Genomic DNA, 20346 nt, shown 5'->3' on the forward strand with positions numbered 1-20346 from the left:
GTCCCGGCGCACGTCGGATGTCTCATCGTGCCAGCCGTTCCAACAGATCGTGGACATGGACCTGATCGGCCTTGTAGTTGCCGGTCAGCGTGTACATCACCAGATTGACGCCGCCGCGCAGCGCCAATTCCCGTTGGCGGGCGCCGCCCGGCACAAGGGGGAACAGGGGCTGGCCTTCGGCATCCGCCGCCCAAGCCCCGGCGAGATCGTTACCCGTGATGACGATGGGCGATACGCTGTCGCCGGCCCGCGCCGGACGATTGGCCTCGGTGGCGCTGACCGGCGGCAGCGCCTCGATCCAGGTCTGTGCGGTGGCATAGCGCCCGACAAAGCCCGCCAGGATATAGAATGTGCGGGTCACGACATGGTCGGCCGGCAGGGGCTCGATTTCGGGAACGTCCACGCCGGACAGCAGGTCGCGCAGCCAGGCTCCTTCGGGCGTCGGGGGTCCGCCTGGACGCTGCGCCAGTGCGTCGCGGGTGTCGAACACGATGGTGCCGCCCTGCTTCATATAGGCCGCGATGCGCGCCTTGGCGGCCGATGACGGCTGTGGCGCGGTGTCGAGGATGGGCCAATACAGCAGCGGATAGAAGGCGAGCTCGTCACGTGCCGGATCGACACCGATCGGGTCTCCCGGCGTCAGCGAGGTGCGGTCTGCGAGCGCATGCGAGAGCGCCACGAGGCCCTGATGGCTCGTGTTGTCGAGCGACGCGTTGCCGCTGACCACATAAGCGAGCCGCACCGAAAGAGCCGATTGCATGTCCTGTTTCGACACGTTCAGGCCATCCTCGGCCCGCGCCGGGCGGGCCGGCACGGCAGAAAGGCCACCGACGACGATTAGGAGGGCCGCCGCAGTTGCAGCCGTCCGTCGCAAGCGCAGTCCACCGCTCAGCCAAAGTGTGGCGAGTGCGTCGAGCAGGAAAGCTATCAGGGCGAGGGTGACGAGCGCAGCCCGGAGATCGATGGGTTCGGAGGCCGCAAGAGCCTGTCGGTCGAGGGGCAGACCCGACAAATCGAGCGGGGTGAGCGTATCTCCCGCATTCAACGCGTTCACGGCCACGAGCCCGTCCGCCGGGCCGTAGAAGCCGGGCGGATGGTCGAGCGAGGGTGGCGTCGGGACACCGGCCGCGATCGGCTTGGCGCTGGCGGGCGGCGATCCGAGCGTGCCGAAGCCATCGAGGATCCTGGTCGGCGCGAGCGTTGCGGCGTTCTGGTCCGCGCCGGCTGCCCTGCTTGTCTTCGGATCGGCCGTGGTGCTGGACAGATCAACGATCCGGCGCAGCATCGCGACGAACAACCCCGACAAGGGCAGGTTCGACCACGTCGTGTCGGCCGTGACGTGGAACAGGATCACGAGCCCCTTGCCGCGTTTTTCGGCGGTGACAAGCGGCGTACCATCGGTCAGCTGCGCCCAGGTCTTGTCGGAAAGACCAGGATCGGGCTCTGCCAGAACCTGCCGGGTCACCGTCACCTCCTCATGGGGCGTAAGGCCCGCGAAGGGACTCTTGGCATCGAAGGCCGCCAGGGCCTTGGGCTGATCCCACGAAAGCGCGCCGCCGAAAGTCCGGCCACCCCGGCGTAGCGCCACGGGCACGAGGTCGTCGGCCGCCCCGGCCAGACGCACCCCTGCGAAGCGAACCAGCACCCCGCCATCCTCGACGAAGCTCGCGAGGCGGTCGTGGTCGATGCCCGGGCCGACATTGAGGTCGGCGAGCATCATGACGGAGGGCTTTTCGTCGAGTAATGCCGCGATCGGGTCAGCCGAACCGCTGCGGATCTCGCGGATATCCGCGAAGGGCGCCAGTGCCTTCGCCAGATAGAAGGTGGGAGAGAGGAGGGGTTGTGCCACATCGGCCGTCGTACCCGACACGAGGCCGACGCGCCGCCGCTTCCAGCGTGAATCGAGGAGCGTCACGGCGCCCGCCGAATCTTCGCCTTCGATTGCCACGCGGGCGATCTCGTTCCGCAATTCGACCGGCAGGTTGAGGGAGGCATGGGTCTCGCGCGCCGTCCCGAAGGCGAAGTCGGCGTCGCCGATGGCAAGACCCTTCATGTCGAACGCATGCAGACGTCCGCTGCCGGGACCGGTCTCGTTGGCCCGCACGAGCCGGATGTCGAGCGCGTCCGGGCGATTGTCCGAACCCGCGAGGGCGTCCGGCGTGCTGCCACTGCTGAGCACCGAGGCCGGATGCTTCGTCGTGAGAGCTGCGAGGCGCTCCGCGAAGTTCCGCGCATGGCCGTTTTCTAGGCCGTCGGCGATCCAGACCAGATCGGCGTCCGGCGAGGTGGCGAGCAGGTGCTCGATGACCGGGATAGCCTGCATCCGGTCCGGTTCGAACGGCTGCGGCCTGAGGGCACGCAGCCGTTCGATCGTCTGCGATGCCGATCCTGGTTGGACCGCACGCGCGCCTTCTGACATGGGGACGACGGCCGTTGGGCGCCCGTCGCGCTCCGCCGCGGCCGCCCGTTCGCCCGCGGCGGCGATGCGGCGAGCCCAGGTCGGCGCCGCCGCGAAGCCGTCGTCGAGAAGGATGACGAGCGGCCCCACCCCGTTTCGCAAGGCGGCCGGCGGGTTCCAGATGGGCCCGGCCATGGCCAGGATGATGGCGGCCGCAACGGCGAGGCGGAGCAGCAGCAGCCAGAGCGGCGTGCGCGATGGCGTCTCCTGCCGGGGACGTTGGTCGAGGATGAGCCGCAGCGGCGGAAAGGGGATCGACTGCGGCCGCGGCGGCGTCACGCGAAGCAGCAGGTAGAGCACCGGCAGCAGCGCCAGGGCGCCGAGGACCGCCGGAACCGCGAAAGCGAGGGGCAGCCCGAGCATCAGCCGCGTCCCCCGAAGGCCGAGCCGTCGAGCATTGCCGGCGCCAGCCCCGAGGCCAGGGCCAGCAGCGCATGCGCGGCCGACTGGTCCGTGCGGTGGATCATGACGGTCCAGCCGATCGATCGCGCCACGGCCCTCAGGGCATCGCGATGGGCGGCAAGACGTTCGAGATAGGTGGTGCGGAGGGCACTCGCTTCACCGAGCCGCAAACGGGCCGATGTGTCTGAATCCCGCAATTCGACATGGCCCTCGAACGGGAAGGTCTCTTCGAGCGGGTCGGCGATCAGCACGATCTGGCCTTGCGCACCGGCGGAGGCGAGCCCCTTCAGTGTGGCGGCGATCGCCTGCGGGTCGGCCAGGAAATCGCCGATCAGCACCCCGCGCGAGCGAGCCGGCAGGGGCTGGGACGAGGGCAGGTCTTCGGCGACGCCGACACGATCCGCGACCGCGAGCGCCTCGGCCAAGCGGTCGATGATGCCGCGGGTCGCGAAAGCCCGGGTAAGCCCGTGCAGCCCGACACGTTCGCCGCCGCGCACCAGGAGGTCGGCGGCCGCGAGCCCGAGAACAAGACCACGGTCGAGCTTCGATTGCGGCGCGAGGTTCGACTGATAGGCCATGGAAGGCGATCGATCGATCCAGAGCCAGATCGTTTGCACGGCTTCCCATTCGCGCTCGCGCACATAGGTGCGGTCGTCTCGGGCGGAACGGCGCCAGTCGATCCCGCCGGCGCTTTCCCCGGCCATGAAGGGTCGGAACTGCCAGAAGGACTCTCCCATGCCGGCACGGCGGCGCCCGTGCACCCCATGGGCCACGCTCGCCGCGATATGCTGGGCCGAAACAACAAGTGCAGGCAGGCGGCGCGCCAGATCGAGCGCGGCGTGACGCTGATTTGCTCCGATGACCCGTTCGTCCGTGCCATGCAGCCGGGCCTGAGTTGCCATCTAGCCGAGCCGCTCGACCAGCGTGGCCACGATCTTGGGGATGGTCTCGCCATCGGCACGCGCCGCGAACGTGAGTGCCATGCGGTGTTTCAGGACCGGCAGGGCGAGGGCCTTGACGTCGTCGATCGACGGCGAGAGACGGCCGTCGATCAGCGCACGGGCGCGGGTCGCGAGCATCAGGGCCTGCGCGGCGCGGGGTCCCGGCCCCCAGGCGATGTGTTTGGTTGCGGCGTCGCCTTCGCCGGGGCGAGCCGAGCGGACGAGGTTGAGGATCGCGTCGACGACGCTGTCGCCGACCGGTAGCCGGCGCACCAGGCGCTGGGCGCTCATCAGATCATCGGCCGTCATGGCAGGCCGCGCCACCGCCTCGTGCTCCCCGGTCGTCTCGACAAGGATGCGGCGTTCGGCGTCCCGGTCGGGGTAGAGCACGTCGATCTGCATCAGAAAGCGATCGAGCTGGGCTTCCGGCAGGGGGTAGGTGCCTTCCTGCTCGATCGGATTCTGGGTGGCCAGCACGTGGAACGGGCGGGGCAGGTCATAGCGCTGGCCCGCGACCGTCACGTGCAACTCCTGCATGGCCTGCAGCAAGGCTGACTGCGTCCGCGGGCTCGCCCGGTTGATCTCGTCCGCCATCAGCAGCTGCGCGAAGACCGGACCCTTGACGAACCGGAAGGCGCGGCGGTGGTCGGCGGATTCCTCCAGAACCTCGGAGCCCAGAATATCGGCCGGCATCAGGTCAGGCGTGAACTGCACGCGCCGTTCGTCGAGGCCAAGCACCGTGCCGAGCGTTTCGACAAGCTTAGTCTTGGCGAGGCCCGGCACGCCGACCAGAAGACCGTGGCCGCCCGACAGGACGGTAATGAGCGCTTCCTCGACGACGGAGGCCTGGCCGAACACCACGGTGCCGATGGCGGACCGGGCCGCGGCAACTCGCTCCAAGGCGGCATCGGCGGCGCGGGCCGCGGCAGCTTCGAGGGACGTGGCCGTGTTCTCGAATGCGTTCATCAAAGCCCCTCTGTCGACATTCGAAGTGCGAAACCGACGCATCTTCCACTATGACAAGATTCATGCCACATCGCCGACCGCTCCCCGTCTTCGTGCAGGATACGGCCTGAGGCAGCATTCTTCCCGGAGTGCGGCCGCGGATGAGCGCAAACGCTAAGCGGATCGGGTAGAATGTCGATGCGCGCCCACGTCGCATGGATCAAGACCATGCACTGGAAGTTGGAGCCGGATCATGGCGAAAGCAAGTGAAGCTCTGCTCACGGAAGCCGGCCCCCTCGAGGCCCTCGGGGCCGTCGTGGCGAAGGCTGGCTCCGGTCGCCCACCCATTCACCTCTGGAATCCGCCGTTTTGCGGCGAGATCGACATGCGGATCGCCCGCGACGGCACATGGTTCTATCAAGGCACGCCGATCGGCCGCCCCGCGATGGTGCGCCTTTTCGCCTCGGTGTTGCGGCGCGAGGATGATCGTCATGTGCTGGTCACCCCGGTCGAGAAGGTCGGGATCAAGGTTGAGGATGCTCCTTTCGTGGCAGTCGAACTCGCGGTCGGGTTGGAGGTTGGCCACCCGATCCTCCGCCTGCGCACCAATGTGGACGATTGGGTGACAGTGGATGCGGACCACCCGCTGCGCTTCGAGCCCGGCGCGGCCGAGGGCATGAAACCCTATGTCCTCGTGCGCGACGACCTCTGGGCCCTGGTCAGCCGGGCCCTCTTCTACGACCTGGTCGAACGCGGGGAAGTGCGTCAGTGCGAAGGGCTGGAAATGTTCGGCGTCGCGTCGTCGGGATCGTTTTTCCCGATGGCGCCGGCAAATGCGATCGGCTTCAACGCATGACGCACGAGGCCGCCGCGACGCAGACATTCTCCGGGACGGATTTCGCACGGCGCGCACAAACCCGGCTCACCTTCGATCTGCCCGCGGACGTGTTCGAGCAATCTCCAGTCCCGCAAGCCGGCGACCATGCGCTCGACGGGCTCCCGCCTGGCATGACCCTGAAGCCCCCCAAAGCGGCTGCCGTGCTGGTGGCTGTCGTCGACCACGAGTCCGAGGCGACGGTCATCCTGACGCAGCGCGTCGCGACCCTCCGCACCCATTCCGGGCAGATCGCCTTTCCAGGCGGCCGCATCGATCCCGAAGACGCTTCGCCCGCAGATGCCGCATTGCGCGAGGCCAGGGAAGAGATCGGCCTCGATGCGGGGCACGTGACACCACTCGGCTATCTTGAGCCCTACCTGACCGGCACCGGCTATCTGGTGATCCCGACGGTCGCGCTGGTCACGCCGCCGTTTCGGCTGTCCCTCAACCCGGACGAAGTGCATGATGCCTTCGAGGTGCCGCTCGGGTTCCTGATGGAGCCCTCCAACCATCGGCGTCAGTCCCGTAGCTTCGGCGGCACCCTACACAGTTTCTACGCCATGCCTTATGCTGAGCGGAACATCTGGGGGGCCACGGCCGGCATGCTGCGCAACCTCTACGAACGCCTGTACGCCTGATGCTGCGCATGAGCGCCGAAGGATTGGCCCTCTTCCTCCTTCCGTTTGTGGTCTATGCCGGGCTGCTCCTCATCCGGGCCGCCCGGCCCCCCAAGCCGGACAGCAGGCCTGAGCCGATCCTGCTCCTCGCCTCCTGCGGGTTTGGCTTGGTGATCCTCGGTCTTCTGGCCCTCGGGATCTTGGGGCCGCGGTCCCGAGGCAGCTACACGCCGGCGCATCTCGAAGGCGGCCAGCTGGTGCCGGGGCACATGGAATGACGATGCCGCGTAGCCTGCATCTCGCTGGCGGTGTGCTGACGAATCGCGTGTTCCTGGACGACGGCCGCGTGATGGCCTTGCTGGCGCTCTTGAACCGGGAGGGCGAAGAGGCCCGCGTGGTCGGCGGCGCTGTCCGCAATGCCTTGCTGGGACTGCCGACCGGCGATATCGACATCACCACGACGGCCACCCCCGATGTCGTGATGGCCCGAGCCAAGACGGCACGCCTGCGGACGATCCCGACCGGGGTCGCGCATGGGACCGTGACGGTCGTGGTGCGCGGAGAGCCGTTCGAGGTCACGACGTTGCGGGAAGACGTGGAGACGGACGGCCGCCACGCCGTGGTGCTGTTTGGCCGGAGCTTCGTCGAGGACGCCCGGCGCCGGGACTTCACCATCAATGCCCTGTCGGTCGACCCGGAGGGCAGGCTCTATGATTATACGGAGGGAGTCGCGGACCTTGCGGCTGGCCGGGTGCGGTTCATCGACGATTCGACGACGCGCATCCGCGAGGATTATTTGCGCGTGCTGCGGTTCTTCCGGTTTTCCGCAAGCTACACCACCGGGGAGCTCGATCCGGAGGGCCTCGCGGCCTGCGCGGCGCAGCGGGACGGACTCGATCACCTGTCGCGCGAACGCGTGCGGGCCGAGCTGTTCAAATTGCTGACCGCCAGCCGTGTCACCCCGATCGTGGAGGCCATGCAGGCCATCGGAGTGCTGCCAATCCTGATCGGCGATCCGTGTCGGCCGTGGCGGCAGGCTCGCCTTTCGGCCGTCGAGCAAGCGGGGGGGTGGCCACCCGACCCCCTCCGGACGCTCGCGGCTCTGGGTCTCGCAACAGTCGCGGACGTGTCGCGCCTCCGCGATCGCCTGCGCCTCTCGAACGAGGAGCGCGACCGCCTCGTGCGGCTCGCGGAGGCGTCCGCGGCGGCCTCGACCCGCGCTGCGGCCCCGGATGCGCTCGCGATCCTGGCTCTGCTCTATTCCGTCGGCCGGCAGAGTGCGGTCGATGTGCTGCTTATGGCGCATGTCGACAGCGGCGCGTCGCCCGACGACCCTGGCTGGCAACAGGCGGCGCGCCAGGCCGCCTCCGTCATGGTGCCGACGCTAGCTGTGTCGGGCGCGGATGTGATGGCGCGTGGGTTTCGCAGCGGACCCCAGATCGGCGCGGTCTTGAAGGACGTGCAGGCCCGATGGATTCGGGCAGGCTTTCCCGAGGAGCCGGCCGTTCTGCATCGCTTGCTCGATGAATCCATCGTGACCGTGCGTGGCGGCGCCCGGGAGGTGGCGCGCGATCATGGCTCCGGCAGGGAGAAACCAACGGACGAATGACTCGCGATTGCTGGATTTCGTGGTAAATTCAGCCCCGGAAACCACGGGCGGCTTCTCCGGGCCGGCGCGCCGCAGGGAGTCCGGGATGGCAACCGAGCGAAAGATGCCGGTCGACGTGGCCCGTCGCCTTGGCCAGCGGCGCGACCAGAGTGGGCGCACCTCCAATGTGCCCCGACGTACGGATGGGTGGTGCCGTGAAACCTTCACCCTGACCAGGGAGGATGCCCGATCGGCGGCACGCGACTGGTTCACGCGCTTTCCCAAAGCCGCCTATATGACGGAAATCGAGTCCTGGAAGGTTCTCGACGACGGTCGCATCGAGTTCACGATGCGGCGGCTCCCCTCGGCCGATTGAGCGGCACGGACCGCCGGTCGGTGGTCCTTCATGCCTCCACTCAGGCTGTCGCCAAACCCGGAATCGGCACACCGAAGCTCTGCAACAGCAGGATCGCATTCAGCGCGAGTACAAGGACGGAACTCGCGACCGCCACGCCATTGACGAGCCGGCCGTTGGCCAGAGCGCCCATCAGGTCACGCCGCCGCGTAAGCAGCACCAGGGCCACCATCGGAACCGGCAACGCGATGCTGAGGACGACCTGGCTGAGCACGAGAGCCCTGGTCGGGTCGACGCCGAGCGCGACGACCACGAAGGCGGGCGCCATCGTGACCAGCCGCCGGACCCCGACCGGGATCCGGAAGGCCACGAAGCCCTGCATGATCATCTGTCCCGCGAGGGTGCCGACGACCGAGCTCGACAAGCCGGAGGCGATCAGCGACACGAGGAAAATCGCCGCGGCACCACCGCCGAGCAGCGGCGTGAGCGTATGGTAGGCGGTTCCGATTTCGGCCACCTCGCTGTGCCCGGCATGAAAGGCGCTCGCGGCCATCGCGATCATGGCCATGTTGACCAGCCCCGCGCCGATCAGCGCGGCCACGACTTCTCGGTTTGAAAAGCGGACCAGCAGGCGGCGTCCCCGCGCGTCCGTCGCGCGACCTCGACTTTGCGTCAGGCCTGAATGAAGGTAGAGCGCGTGTGGCATCACGGTCGCGCCGACGATCCCGACCGAAATGGTGAGCGCCTGCGCGTCGGGGATCTGCGGGACCACCATGTGGAATGCCGCCGCGGTCCAGTCCACTGGCGCGATGAACATCTCGGCCATATAGCAAAGGCTGATCAACACCACCATGGCCCCGATGATGATCTCCAACGGGCGGAAACCCCCTCGGTCCGCCAGGAGGATCACGTAGGTGACAAGCCCGGTCATGAGCATGCCGAACAGCAGGGGGAGATGCAGCAGAAGCGAGAGGCCGATTGAGGCGCCGAGAAATTCCGCAAGGTCGGTCGCCATTGCGGCGATTTCGCTGACGAGCCACATTGCGACGACGAGCGGACGCGGAAATTGCTCGCGACAGAGTTCCGCCAGATTGCGGCCGGTCGCGATGCCGAGCTTGGCCGACAGCGCCTGAAACAGCATCGCGATCAGATTGGCCAGGAGCGCCACCCAAAGCAATGTGTAGCCGTACCGGGCGCCGGCCTGGATGTTGGTCGCGAAATTGCCGGGGTCTATGTAAGCGATCGAAGCCACCAAGGCCGGGCCGACGAACAACAAGGACGACATCACGCCGGCGGGGCGGCGGCCTGACAGGACCTCTGAAATGCCGATCGCGGTTCGATCCGTCAGCGCCTGGAGTGACATGACCTCTCTGACGTTCAAGAAATAATCGCCGCCGCCGCAACGCGTGAGCACCGAACCCTCTGCGGCTTGGCTATATTGGGAGTGGCTTTCGCAAGGTTCAATCCCCGCAGATGCCGCGGCGGTAGTCGTAATGCGGCGGATCGCGTAAACTGAACTGGATGGGGCGCAAACAAGTGCCGCCGGGCGCTCAAGCGGCGCGCGGTCCTGCTGTGCCGCCTCTGGTGCAAATGAAAAGTTTCCAGCACCACACCAGTGAAGAGACGCTCGATGCCTGGCGCAGGTCCCGCGACGGCATCGGCTCGGAGATCATCCGTTTTGACGAACTATAGCATCGAGACCACCAGAGCCTGGGTGATTGAGCGCGGCCTCGCCGGCGCGAGCGAGACCGAGCTGCTGCACGGGTTTTGTGAACGCTGCTGTCACCTGGGTCTCGACCTCGCGCGCGGGATGGTGCTGATCGACACGCTCCACCCCGTCTACGAGGGCCGCGTGTTCCGGTGGCGCAACGATGGCGTCGAGGAAAGCCGGATGCTCGAATATGGCCGCACGAGCGACAACCTGGAGGCGGCCGAGAACTGGCGGCGCAGCGTCTTCTCTCACCTGCTCGACACGGGGGCGGACGAATACGCCTGTCATCTTTCCTCGACCGAGGCGGAATTCTGGAACTTCGAGGCCTTGCGTCGGGATGGCTTGGTCGGCTACGCGGCCTTCATTCACCGCTTCGCCCGCGAGGGCAGTTTCGGCGATATGGACTGCGTCTACTCGTCCTGGTCGACGCACCATGACGACGGGTTCAGCCAGGCCCAACTGGTCGCGCTCCGCGAGTTGTTACCGGCCTTGGCTCTCGCCATCAAATGCGTCTCGCTGGCCCGTGTCGCGGCCACGCTCGTGGAGGTTTATCTCGGCCGGGATGCCGGGGCGCGCGTGCTCAGCGGGCGCATCACGCGCGGCGTCGCCGAGAAGCTCAACGCCGTGCTTTGGTTCTCGGACCTGCGCGGCTACACGACGATCACCGACACGGCGGCGCCCGAGGAGATCATCCCGCTCCTCAACGATTATTCGGAGGCGGCGATATCCGCGATCTACCAGCATGGCGGCGACGTGCTCAAACTGATCGGCGACGGCGTGCTGGCGATCTTCCGGGCCGAGGACCAACAGCATGCCTGTCACTGTGCCCTCGAGGCGGAAGCGACCCTGAAGGCCAGCAAGATCGCGCTCAACCAGCGGCGGCGGGACGAGGGGCGGCCCGTCACATCGATCTACCTCGGGTTGCATATCGGCGATGTCCTGTTCGGCAATGTCGGCAGCGAGCAGCGCCTCGACTTCACGGTGGTCGGGCCCGCCGTCAACGAGGTGAGCCGGATCGCCTCGATGTGCCGGTCGGTCGACCGCAGCGTGGTGCTTTCGTCGGCCTTCGCGATGGCGGCCGCGCTCGAGGACCGCGAGCGCCTCGTCTCGCTCGGCCGCTACGCGCTTCGGGGTGTCGGGCGCGCCCAGGAACTCTTTACGCTGGATCCGGAGCGGCCTGCGAGCTGAGGTGCGTGTGTGTGGTGGTGGTAGCAGTTTTAAATTCGACGCGGTTGACGGGAGTAGGGCAGGCCGAGGGTCGCTTGGGGTTGAAAGTAGAACTTTCCTGGCCGCCAAAACCCGACGTTCGGCTCAGCGTCAGCAACTGACGTCAACTCGTTGCCCCGAACCGAACGTTCTCAAAGCGTCACCGGCACGCTGATGGCATGTTCCGAGTGGTGGCCGCAGCTGAAGCAGAACCGGTCGAAGGAACTCTTGCGCTCGCTACAGGCCGGGCAGCGCTCGAAGACGCCGATTCCACAATGCGGGCAGAAGTTCGTCTTGCTGTCCGTGAGGTCGATCGGCCGCTCGCAGCTAGGGCATACCTTCTTGGCCAGACGTACGAGTGCTTGGTCGGTGACCAGCTCGCTGCGTCGCTCTTCTTTCGGGCGCGCCTCCTCGGCCCGCTGACGTTCCATGTAGCGCCCGAGCGCCTGGATGGCGGAGCGGCCGGCGACCAACGTCGCGATCAAACCGACGCCGTACTGCACGTAGCCGCCGTAGCTCGGAAGGTATGGGACGAGCTCGACAAAAAACCCAAAGGCGGCCGCCAACGCAAAGCCCCACACGAAGGGCCAGTTGCGCGTGTGGCGCCGCTTCAGTAGCAGCCAGCCCGCAAGCACCAGCAACGGCAGCGTGAAGGCTAGGCGATAGCCGAAGACCCTGAGGTCTTGACGGCTGCTCGCAGCCTCGAGCCTCGCCTGCGCGCTCGACCGCAGCGCGTCTTCGGTCTGTACTTGCGTGGCCTCCCGCTCCGACAGATCAAGGCTGGCCTTGGCGAGCGCCGCCATCTGCTCCTCGATCGTGCGTTCGGCCGCCTTAAGGTCATCAAGCTTTTGCGTTCGTGCGATCAGGCCCGGATCCTGATCGACGCGTTGCGTCGCATCGCGCGTCTTAAGCCAGTTGGCGAACGTGTCCTGTTCGCTGGCGGATGCCGCGCGGGCCGCGTCGAGCGCGAGTTGCGCCTCGGTGGTGCGACGACCATTGTCCTCCTGCTCCCGGTGGATCTGCGTCAGAGCCGCTGTGGATGCGTCCGATTGGGGATGGTCGAGGAAACGATCAAGAGTGAAGCGCTGTTCAACCTCGGGAAGATCGCCGACGACAAGCGAGCCCAGTCCGATCAGGCATCCTGCGAACAGGAGCGCCACCAGCCAGAGGGCACGGTTGAACCATCGTTCCGACAACCTCGTTCCCGATCTCATTCCAGTTCACCTCCATCCACGTCGACACCTCCGGCGCAGGCGCGAGAGCGTTTGTCCGCAGTATTGCGGCCAACCATGCTCTTGGTAGGTAAACCGGGTCAATTCCAGGTCCGTGCCGCCAGAGCTCTACGGCGGCTTCTGCCCAATCTATTCAAGCTGGACTAGCCACGAGCGTGCAAGTCAAAGACCTTTTCGGCCATACTCGGTCGTCACGGCTTATTGGATCGCGGTAAGCAGACCTGCTGAGGGTCCGAGTAGGGTCGAAACAGGTCTTCCGCCGCAAAGACCCACGCACCCAGGCCGACTCCCTCCCACTGTCTTTTCCTGTTGAACCCGGCGCCGAGCCCGGTTATAGACAATCGATGTGGCGCGTGACCTTCCGGTCCCGCGCCGCTCTTCTTTCAGGCTGAGCGCTGGTGGAGGTTCCGCTTCCGGTCGCGCCCGGCCGTTTGGTGCGACGGTCGATGGCAAATCCGTTTCAATTCATGCAAGAGGTCCGGACGGAGGCCAACAAGGTCACCTGGCCGACCCGGCGCGAGACCATGATCACCACCGGCATGGTGCTGCTCATGGTGGTGGTGGCCTCGGCGTTCTTCGTCGCCGTCGATCAGGCGCTGCACTTCATCGTCAGTCTGTTTCTTCGCCTGGGCCACTGAGCTCGGCCTACAAGGTTGGTTGGAATTCACTCATGCCCATGCGCTGGTACATCGTCCACGCCTACTCGAACTTCGAGAAGAAGGTGTCGGATTCGATCCGTGAGCAGGCGGCGCAGCGGGGGCTCGCCGACAAGTTCGAGGAGATCATGGTGCCGACCGAGCACTATGTGGAAGTGAAGCGCGGCCGGAAGGTCAATGCGGAGCGCAAGTTCTTCCCCGGCTACGTGCTGGTGAAGGCCGATCTGACCGACGATGTCTACCATCTGATCAAGAACACCCCCAAGGTCACCGGATTTTTGGGCGCCGACAACAAGCCGCAGCCGATCTCGGAGGCGGAAGCCACTCGCATCAAGGGTCAGGTGCTCGAAGGGGTGGAACGGCCGAAGTCGTCGATCCATTTCGACATCGGCGAGAACGTCCGCGTGGCGGACGGGCCTTTCGCGTCCTTCAACGGCATCGTCGAGGAAGTCGACGAGGCGAAGTCGCGGCTCAAGGTGGCCGTTTCGATTTTCGGGCGTGCCACGCCGGTCGATCTCGAATTCGGGCAGGTCGAAAAACTTGCCGGATAGGTTCGGGCCTTCGGCCTGAACCGGCGCCGCGTCGCGGCGTGAACCCGTGGGAGTGAGCGTCCGGCCCGCCAAGCCGTCCTGCCTCACGCACCACGATCTGTCACCGCTCCCGCCTGTGCGGCGGAGCACCAACAGGATGAAACAACATGGCAAAGAAGATCACGGGTTACGTGAAGCTTCAGGTGCCGGCCGGCAGCGCGAATCCCTCGCCGCCGATCGGTCCCGCGCTCGGTCAGCGCGGCCTGAACATCATGGAATTCTGCAAGGCGTTCAACGCCCGCACGGCGCAGATGGAAAAGGGCGCGCCGATCCCGGTCGTCATCACGGCCTATCAGGACCGCTCCTTCACGTTCGAGATGAAGCAGCCGCCGGTTTCCTTCTTCATCAAGAAGGCGGTCGGCATCACCAGCGGCTCGAAGACGCCCGGCAAGGGCACGATCGGCCGCATCACGCGCGCTCAGCTCCGCGAAATCGCCGAGAAGAAGCTCGTCGATCTCAACTGCTCGTCGATCGATTCGGCGGTCGCGATGATCGAAGGTTCCGCCCGGTCCATGGGCCTCGAGGTGGTGGGTTAATCCGATGGCACATAGCAAGCGCATCACCAAGGCCCGCGAGGCCGTTAACCGCATCAAGCTCTATCCGGTGTCGGATGCGGTATCGCTCATCAAGACCAATGCGAGCGCGAAGTTCGACGAGACGGTCGAGATCGCCATGAACCTCGGCGTCGATCCCAAGCACGCGGACCAGATGGTCCGTGGCGTCGTCAACCTGCCGAACGGCACGGGCCGCACGGTCCGGGTCGCGGTCTTCGCACGCGGCGTCAAGGCCGACGAGGCGACTGCGGCGGGCGCCGACATCGTCGGAGCCGAAGACCTCGTCGCCACCGTCCAGGGCGGCACGATCGACTTCGACCGCTGCATCGCGACCCCGGACATGATGGGTCTCGTCGGCCGTCTCGGTAAGGTGCTCGGCCCGCGCGGCCTGATGCCGAACCCACGCGTCGGCACCGTGACCATGGATGTCGCCGGCGCCGTGAAGGCCTCGAAGGGCGGCGCCGTCGAGTTCCGCGTCGAGAAGGCCGGCATCGTGCAGGGCTCGGTCGGCAAGGCGTCGTTCGACAGCGACAAGCTCATCGAGAACATCAAGGCTTTCGTGGACGCGGTCACCAAGGCCAAGCCCACGGGCGCCAAGGGGACCTACATCGAGCGCGTCTCTCTCTCCTCGACCATGGGTCCCGGCGTGAAGATCGAGCCGGCCTCGGTCGCGACGCAGGGCGCTGTCGGGGCCTGATCGGCGCTCCAATCGCTTTGCATTTCAGCGGGCGCGACTCCAAAAGGAGTCGCGCCCGTTTTGTTAAAGTCTGTTCGTGCGCCGTCGTTATGGTAAGGACGATCCCGGCGTGCCGACTTCGACCAACCATGGGCGGCCGCACCGTTCCTGTGAGGAAGCGTGATGGCCGACCTTACCCGATACCCAATCGCTCGCCGCTGGCCCGCCCAGCACCCCGACCAGCTGCAACTTTATTCGTTTCCGACACCGAACGGCGTCAAAGTCTCGATCGCGCTCGAGGAGATGGGCCTTCCCTACGAGGTCCATGCCGTCAATATCATGCAGAACGAGACCTGGGGACCGGAGTTCCTGGCCCTCAATCCGAACGGCAAGATCCCCGCGATCCTCGATCCGAATGGGCCGGACGGCGCGCCGCTCGCCCTCTTCGAATCGGGCGCGATCCTGCTCTACCTCGGCGAGAAGACCGGGCAGTTGCTGCCGAGGGACGCGGCGCGGCGGTATGAGACCATTCAGTGGGTCTTCTTCCAGATGGCCGCCGTCGGCCCGATGTTCGGGCAGGTTGGCTTCTTCTATAAGTTTGCCGGCAAGGACATCGCGGACAAGCGGCCGCTCGACCGCTATGTGGCGGAATCGAAGCGCCTTCTCGGGGTGCTCGAAACACGGCTCGACAGCCGGCCCTGGATCATGGGCGACGATTTTACGATCGCCGACATCTCGCTGCTCGGCTGGGTGCGGGGCCTCGTCGGGTTCTACGGCGCGGGCGATCTGGTCGATTACGGGGCGTTGCAGCAGGTGCCCGCGTGGCTCGAACGCTGTCTTGCAAGACCGGCCGTGCAGCGCGGGCTCGATATTCCGAAGCGGCCATGACCGGGTGGCCGGTCTAGCCTGAACATCCAAGATCGGCTGCGACACGGGCCATGACGGAGGCCCAATCTCCGGGCAGAGGCTGACGATAGAGCCGCATCGACGGGTACCAGGGCGAGTCGATGCGGTCGCTCATCCAGCGCCAGTCCGCATCGTGCTTCAGGAGGAGGGCGGTCGGACGGCCGAGGGCGCCCGCCAGATGAGCCACCATCGAGTCGACCGTAACGACATGATCCACCCCCGCCACGAGCGCCGCGGTTCCGGCGATCTCGCGGGGACAGCCGTCGCGGTTCAGCACGTTCAACTCCGCCGCGCGCGGCGCGAGGGTGACGCAGGGGAGCGAGGTGAGTGGGAGGAACAGCGCCGGCGGCACCGAGCGTTCCGGGTCCCAGTCTCCGGCCTGCCAGCAGAGTCCCAAGGTTCCCGGTGGAAGCGGCGCGGCGGGCTCCGGGCTCCGCAGATACGGCGGGGGAGCCGCCGTGGCTGGGCTCCGGAGCGCGAAGGCGAGTTCCATGATCTCGATATCGCAATCAGCCGGCTGCGCTGGCGCCGCGACGTCGAACGGGATTAGCCTGTCGACGCCGTTGATGGCCGACAGCAGCGGCACGAGCTCGGGCTGACATTCGAGCGTGACCGAACGCGCCACACGCCCGAGGAGTGGCAGATAGCGCGCGAACTGCAGCGTATCGCCGAGGCCATGGTAGCACCGCACCAGCACATGTCTGTCCGCGACGGGACGCCCGTCCCACACCCAGCGCAGATGATAGGGCAGTCTTGGATCGTCACGCGTGGCCGGGTCGCGACCAGCCAGCACCTGTTCGCTGATCGCCCAGGCTCCGGCCTCGTCGCCGCGCCGCATGCAGGCCATCCAGCGTGTGTGCGGATCGACGTGCTCTTCACGGGGTGCGGCGGGCGTCTCCACGCAACCTCACCGGAACCAATGCTGCAGCGTGGAGGGAACCCAGGACAGTTGCAGCCGATCCTCGCCAGGGTTGATGATGACCGTCGCGGTCCGCCCCGGCAGAAAGTGAATGGCGTCGGGCGCCGCGTCGAGCTTCACGCGCACCGGCACCCTCTGAGCGAGCCGAACCCAGGTGAAGCTCGGGTTGACGTTGGCCAGCAGGTTCTCGCCCGAACTCCGCTCGCGGTCCTCGATGCCTCCGGCGATGCTTTCGACATGCCCGCCAAGGTCGTGGTTTTCCCCGAGGAGGCGCACCGCCACGGGATCGCCGATGTGGATGCGCGGCAGTTTGGTTTCCTCAAAATAACCCTCGACATGCAGCGTGTCGCTGTCGACGAGCGCCATCACGCCCTTGCCGGCCGTTACATAAGTGCCGGGCCGCAGGTCCATGTTGGTGATCGTGCCGGGCACCGACGCCTTCACCTCGGAGCGTACGAGATTGAGCTTGGCGACGTCGCGGTCCGCCAGGGCCTGCTCGTAACTGGCCTCGGCCTGCTGTTGGGCTGCCTGGACCTGTTCGAGCTTCTCGCGCGACACGACATTGTCGCTCAACTGCTGATAGCGGTTGAGATCGGCGGCGGCCAGGTCGAGCGCGGCCTTCCGCCCCGCCACATTGGCTTCGGCCTGACGCAACGCCAGCCCGAAACGGTCGCGGTCGATGCGGAACAGCACGTCACCCCGCGCGACCTCCTGATTGTCGTGCACCAAGACCTCGCTGACGAGCCCCGAGACGTCGGGAGCCACCGCCACGATATCGGCCCGGACGCGTCCGTCCCGCGTCCAGGGCGCTTCCATGTAGTAGATCCACAATTGCCAGCCCGCCACGCAGGCGATCGCCACGGTGAGAAGCGTCACGATCACACGAAGCAGCACTGAGCCGACCCGAAGCATCACACGAACCTTTGGCTTGCGGCGACAAGGCCGCCAAGGAGAATGACGTAGAGCGCCGCATCGAAGAGGGCGCGATGCCAGACGAAGCGATAGAAGCCGGCGAAGGCCAGGAGGCGGCGCGCCAAGGCGCTGAGCAGGAACGCAGCCGCCATCCAGACCAGCAGGTCGGGGACAAAGACGCCGTAGAGGTCGATCTCGTGGGTCATGCGGCAGCGCTCTCGATCTGGCCCGGATTGCTCGGCTGGTCCGGGCTGTACGGAGGGGCTTCGGGGAACAAGCCGCGTCGGATGCCGACGAGCGCCAACAATGCCGTGCGTTTGGCGGGCGCCTCGTCGCAGGACAGCACTTGGCCCAAGGCCGCATCGAGCCGGCCGATGAGACCGGCATCCGAAACTTCGAGCCCGGTCCGGTAGACGCGGGCAAGGCTCTTCAGCAGGGCCTTGACGGCTTCCTGGGCGGGAAGCGTGAGAGCCGAACGGGCGCCCCGCAGGTCGATCACGTTGAGGCCGATCCGGATATGGGCCAGGATATCGCGATCGCGCAGCGCATGGTTGGTGTCGAGAGCCGCAAGGCGAGGGGCCAAAAGCCCGAGGCGGTCGAGCATCAGTCCTGCGAAGCGTGCTCGGTTGGCGGGGTCGCGTCGGTCCGCCGCGGCCGCGATGGTCCGACGCCCCGACCAGATGAGTCGTCGGATCGCCCATTCGGCGCCGACCGATCGGACCAGCCGGGTCACGATCGCGGCCGCGTACATGCCGAGGATGAGCGAGAGATTGCTATTGGCATAGGAATTGAAGTCCGCCCCATAGGTACTTTGCAAGGCCAGGACCGTCGATCCGTTGGCCGCGATGGCAAGGCCGCGGCCGGCGGTCTTCGGCATGGAAATCAGCGTACCGACGATCAGGAACATGGGCGCGAGGACCAGGACCAGGATCTCGAAGTCATGGACCAGCGGGAAAATGGCGAATTGATAGACGGCCATCAGCACCACGGCGACACCCGTATAATTGGCGAACTGCAAGATGGCCGGCACGGGGTCGTCCTGCGCGGCGAAGAAGCAGCAGGCGACGGCGGCCATCATGGGCGCGGCGGAGCCATCCGGCCAGCCGGACTGGATCCAGAAGGTGCAACAGAGCACGATTGCGATCGCGACGCCGACGGCCGACAGCAACGCCATGGCATGATCACGATGCCGGAGTGCCAAGGCGCCGGCCTGCGGCTCGACGCGGAGCGGGGCTGGCCGGCGGCGGCCGGTCGCGATGCTGTGCCGCAATGCGCGGCAATCGCTCGCGAGGTCCACGAACTCCCGCAGCCGCAGCGTCAGGCTTGCGGTCACCGCGGCTGTCCAATCGGAATGCTGGTCGAGCATCGGCTCGGCCTCGGCGATCGCGACGCGGAGATGCTCGGCATCGGCTTCTCCGGCGATGCGCTCCTCCTCGGCGAACGAGGGCGGTCCGGGGCGGATCCAGCCGCGCAGGCGTTCGATCGCCTGCGCCAACTTGGGCGGTAGGTCGTCACCCTGCGCACGCAGCACCGTCAGCCGGTCGGCGATCGAGGAGAGGACCGGCAGCAGCATCAGCATGCGCAGCCGCAGGGCCAGAACGTGATGCGCTGCATCCCTTATACGCGACGTGTCATAGGCGAGATGAGTTGCCAGCATGTCGATCTCGGCTGCGTCCCCGGCCAGCCGGATCAGGTCGCGCCGCGTCTCGGTGCCGCCCCGGCCCGTGAGGGCGTCGAGCGCCAAGCGTGCACCGTCGCCGAGCCACGTATTGGCGCGCGCCGCCACGACGTCGCCGACGGAGCGCGGAAAGACCAGGCTCGAGACGAGGCTGGCGCACAATATGCCGAGCGTGATTTCCTCCGACCGCGCGAGTGCCAGGTCCCAGATGGAGCCGGGGTCCGTCGCGGCAGGAAAGCCGATCAGCGCCGCCGTATAGCCACCGAGCATGAATGTGTAGGAGCGCGGACTGCGATCGAGCAGCGAAACATAAAGGCATCCCGCCACCCAGAGGGCGAGCGCGCCGACCAGCAGGACCGGCGCGTTCGCCAAGCTTGGCACCAGCACGATCGCGGCCGTTGCGCCCATGCATGTGCCGATAACGCGGTACACACCCTTCGAGCGCGTCGCGCCGGAGAGCGGCTGCGAGCAGATGTAGACGGTCGCCATGGCCCAGTAGGGCCGGGGCAGGGACGTGAGCAGCCCGATATAGACGGCCAGCATCGCGGCCGCGAAGGTCTTGACCGAGAACAGCCAGTCGCGCCCGCTTGGCACTGTCATGATGCAACCGCCGCGGCGGCCTTTTCGATCGCTGCGAAGACACGCAAGCCGGCCTGAAGATCTTCGGGACGACATTCCGCAAAGACCATGGCGCGCGTGGCGTCGAGTTGGGCCTGGATCTCGGCCGCGACAGCCCGTCCACGCGTCGTCAGGTGCAGCGTCTTGGCCCGCTTGTCGGAAGCATCTTCCCGACGCTCGACGAGACCCGTTGCGCCCAGTTGGTCGAGGAGGCGCACCAGCGAAGGCCCCTCGATGCCCAGGACTTCCGCCAGGGTCGACTGTCGTATCCCGTCCCCAAGCCGGCTCAGCATGACGAGCGGAAAGGCCGTGGCCTCCGAGAGATCAAACGTGATCGCCGCGGCATCCGCAACACGCCGCCATCGCCGGGCAGCCTGCAGGAGGGCGACGCAATATCGTTGTTCAAGGGATGAGGCGGTTTTTGGCATAGCGGGTCACGAAGATAGGTTACTAATAGATAGCGGCCTATCGAAATGCAACGACTTTTTCGCCAGTGATGGCCCGG

General features: G+C 66.5%; 21 protein-coding genes. 11 read left to right on the plus strand and 10 right to left on the minus strand.

The window, feature by feature from the left end; all coding sequences use genetic code 11:
- Positions 1 to 22: 22 nt before the first annotated feature.
- Genes M8523_RS08880 through M8523_RS08890 form a run of 3 tightly spaced genes read right to left on the minus strand, consistent with a single transcriptional unit; the run spans position 23 to position 4767 of the window.
- Entirely contained in the window at positions 23 to 2821 is a 2799-nt protein-coding gene (locus M8523_RS08880) for a DUF4159 domain-containing protein (protein ID WP_282584476.1), read from the minus strand.
- Complete coding sequence (locus M8523_RS08885) at positions 2821 to 3762, minus strand: DUF58 domain-containing protein (RefSeq protein ID WP_282584477.1); 942 nt, start codon at positions 3760 to 3762, stop codon at positions 2821 to 2823. The genes M8523_RS08880 and M8523_RS08885 overlap by 1 nt, the downstream gene beginning before the upstream one ends.
- The gene (locus M8523_RS08890) at positions 3763 to 4767 is read right to left on the minus strand and encodes an AAA family ATPase (protein WP_282584478.1); all 1005 of its coding nucleotides are present in this window, start codon (positions 4765 to 4767) and stop codon (positions 3763 to 3765) included.
- Between the two features lie 232 nt (positions 4768 to 4999).
- Here M8523_RS08890 and M8523_RS08895 point away from each other — a divergent pair, with 232 nt between their 5' ends.
- From M8523_RS08895 to M8523_RS08915, 5 genes are all read left to right on the plus strand, one after another.
- On the plus strand, positions 5000 to 5602 hold the full coding sequence (locus M8523_RS08895; RefSeq protein WP_282584479.1) for a DUF1285 domain-containing protein: 603 nt from the start codon (positions 5000 to 5002) through the stop codon (positions 5600 to 5602).
- Entirely contained in the window at positions 5599 to 6261 is a 663-nt protein-coding gene (locus M8523_RS08900) for a CoA pyrophosphatase (protein ID WP_282584480.1), read from the plus strand. The genes M8523_RS08895 and M8523_RS08900 overlap by 4 nt, the downstream gene beginning before the upstream one ends.
- Positions 6262 to 6269: 8 nt before the next feature.
- The gene (locus M8523_RS08905; protein ID WP_282584481.1) at positions 6270 to 6518 is read left to right on the plus strand and encodes a DUF6111 family protein; all 249 of its coding nucleotides are present in this window, start codon (positions 6270 to 6272) and stop codon (positions 6516 to 6518) included.
- A gap of 2 nt (positions 6519 to 6520) precedes the next feature.
- A complete protein-coding gene (locus tag M8523_RS08910; RefSeq protein WP_282584482.1) occupies positions 6521 to 7849 on the plus strand; it encodes a CCA tRNA nucleotidyltransferase in 1329 nt (442 codons plus the stop codon).
- 85 nt (positions 7850 to 7934) lie between these two features.
- A complete protein-coding gene (locus tag M8523_RS08915; RefSeq protein WP_282584483.1) occupies positions 7935 to 8204 on the plus strand; it encodes a hypothetical protein in 270 nt (89 codons plus the stop codon).
- A gap of 40 nt (positions 8205 to 8244) precedes the next feature.
- Here M8523_RS08915 and M8523_RS08920 read toward each other — a convergent pair whose 3' ends face one another.
- On the minus strand, positions 8245 to 9546 hold the full coding sequence (locus tag M8523_RS08920) for an Nramp family divalent metal transporter (protein ID WP_282584484.1): 1302 nt from the start codon (positions 9544 to 9546) through the stop codon (positions 8245 to 8247).
- A gap of 315 nt (positions 9547 to 9861) precedes the next feature.
- On the opposite strand from M8523_RS08920, the gene M8523_RS08925 reads away from it, so the two are divergent.
- Entirely contained in the window at positions 9862 to 11082 is a 1221-nt protein-coding gene (locus M8523_RS08925) for an adenylate/guanylate cyclase domain-containing protein (protein WP_282584485.1), read from the plus strand.
- A 170-nt stretch (positions 11083 to 11252) separates the two neighbouring features.
- Here M8523_RS08925 and M8523_RS08930 read toward each other — a convergent pair whose 3' ends face one another.
- On the minus strand, positions 11253 to 12314 hold the full coding sequence (locus M8523_RS08930) for a double zinc ribbon domain-containing protein (RefSeq protein WP_282584486.1): 1062 nt from the start codon (positions 12312 to 12314) through the stop codon (positions 11253 to 11255).
- Between the two features lie 464 nt (positions 12315 to 12778).
- Between M8523_RS08930 and secE the strand changes: the two genes are divergently transcribed.
- The 5 genes from secE to M8523_RS08955 all read left to right on the plus strand — a co-directional run bounded on the left by secE (position 12779) and on the right by M8523_RS08955 (position 15696).
- Positions 12779 to 12970, plus strand: a complete 192-nt coding sequence (gene secE / locus M8523_RS08935) for a preprotein translocase subunit SecE (RefSeq protein ID WP_282584487.1) — start codon at positions 12779 to 12781, stop codon at positions 12968 to 12970.
- 32 nt (positions 12971 to 13002) lie between these two features.
- The gene (nusG, locus tag M8523_RS08940) at positions 13003 to 13539 is read left to right on the plus strand and encodes a transcription termination/antitermination protein NusG (protein ID WP_282584488.1); all 537 of its coding nucleotides are present in this window, start codon (positions 13003 to 13005) and stop codon (positions 13537 to 13539) included.
- Between the two features lie 146 nt (positions 13540 to 13685).
- Complete coding sequence (rplK, locus tag M8523_RS08945; RefSeq protein WP_282584489.1) at positions 13686 to 14114, plus strand: 50S ribosomal protein L11; 429 nt, start codon at positions 13686 to 13688, stop codon at positions 14112 to 14114.
- Positions 14115 to 14118: 4 nt separating this feature from the next.
- Positions 14119 to 14829 (plus strand): 50S ribosomal protein L1, encoded by a 711-nt coding sequence (rplA, locus tag M8523_RS08950; RefSeq protein WP_282584490.1) that lies wholly within the window; start codon positions 14119 to 14121, stop codon positions 14827 to 14829.
- Between the two features lie 162 nt (positions 14830 to 14991).
- Positions 14992 to 15696, plus strand: a complete 705-nt coding sequence (locus tag M8523_RS08955; RefSeq protein ID WP_282584491.1) for a glutathione S-transferase N-terminal domain-containing protein — start codon at positions 14992 to 14994, stop codon at positions 15694 to 15696.
- A gap of 13 nt (positions 15697 to 15709) precedes the next feature.
- Here the strand turns inward: M8523_RS08955 and M8523_RS08960 are convergent, their stop codons facing one another.
- Genes M8523_RS08960 through M8523_RS08980 form a run of 5 tightly spaced genes read right to left on the minus strand, consistent with a single transcriptional unit; the run spans position 15710 to position 20269 of the window.
- Positions 15710 to 16615: a glycosyltransferase family protein gene (locus M8523_RS08960; protein ID WP_282584492.1), complete on the minus strand. Its 906-nt coding sequence runs from the start codon at positions 16613 to 16615 to the stop codon at positions 15710 to 15712.
- Between the two features lie 6 nt (positions 16616 to 16621).
- Positions 16622 to 17545 (minus strand): efflux RND transporter periplasmic adaptor subunit, encoded by a 924-nt coding sequence (locus M8523_RS08965; protein ID WP_282584493.1) that lies wholly within the window; start codon positions 17543 to 17545, stop codon positions 16622 to 16624.
- On the minus strand, positions 17545 to 17751 hold the full coding sequence (locus M8523_RS08970) for a DUF1656 domain-containing protein (RefSeq protein ID WP_282584494.1): 207 nt from the start codon (positions 17749 to 17751) through the stop codon (positions 17545 to 17547). The genes M8523_RS08965 and M8523_RS08970 overlap by 1 nt, the downstream gene beginning before the upstream one ends.
- Entirely contained in the window at positions 17748 to 19823 is a 2076-nt protein-coding gene (locus tag M8523_RS08975; RefSeq protein ID WP_282584495.1) for an FUSC family protein, read from the minus strand. The genes M8523_RS08970 and M8523_RS08975 overlap by 4 nt, the downstream gene beginning before the upstream one ends.
- Entirely contained in the window at positions 19820 to 20269 is a 450-nt protein-coding gene (locus tag M8523_RS08980) for a MarR family winged helix-turn-helix transcriptional regulator (protein WP_282584496.1), read from the minus strand. Before M8523_RS08980 ends, M8523_RS08975 begins: the two co-directional genes overlap by 4 nt.
- Positions 20270 to 20346 lie beyond the last annotated feature (77 nt).

The organism is Lichenifustis flavocetrariae (genome assembly GCF_026130545.1).
Classification (GTDB): domain Bacteria; phylum Pseudomonadota; class Alphaproteobacteria; order Rhizobiales; family Beijerinckiaceae; genus Lichenihabitans; species Lichenihabitans flavocetrariae.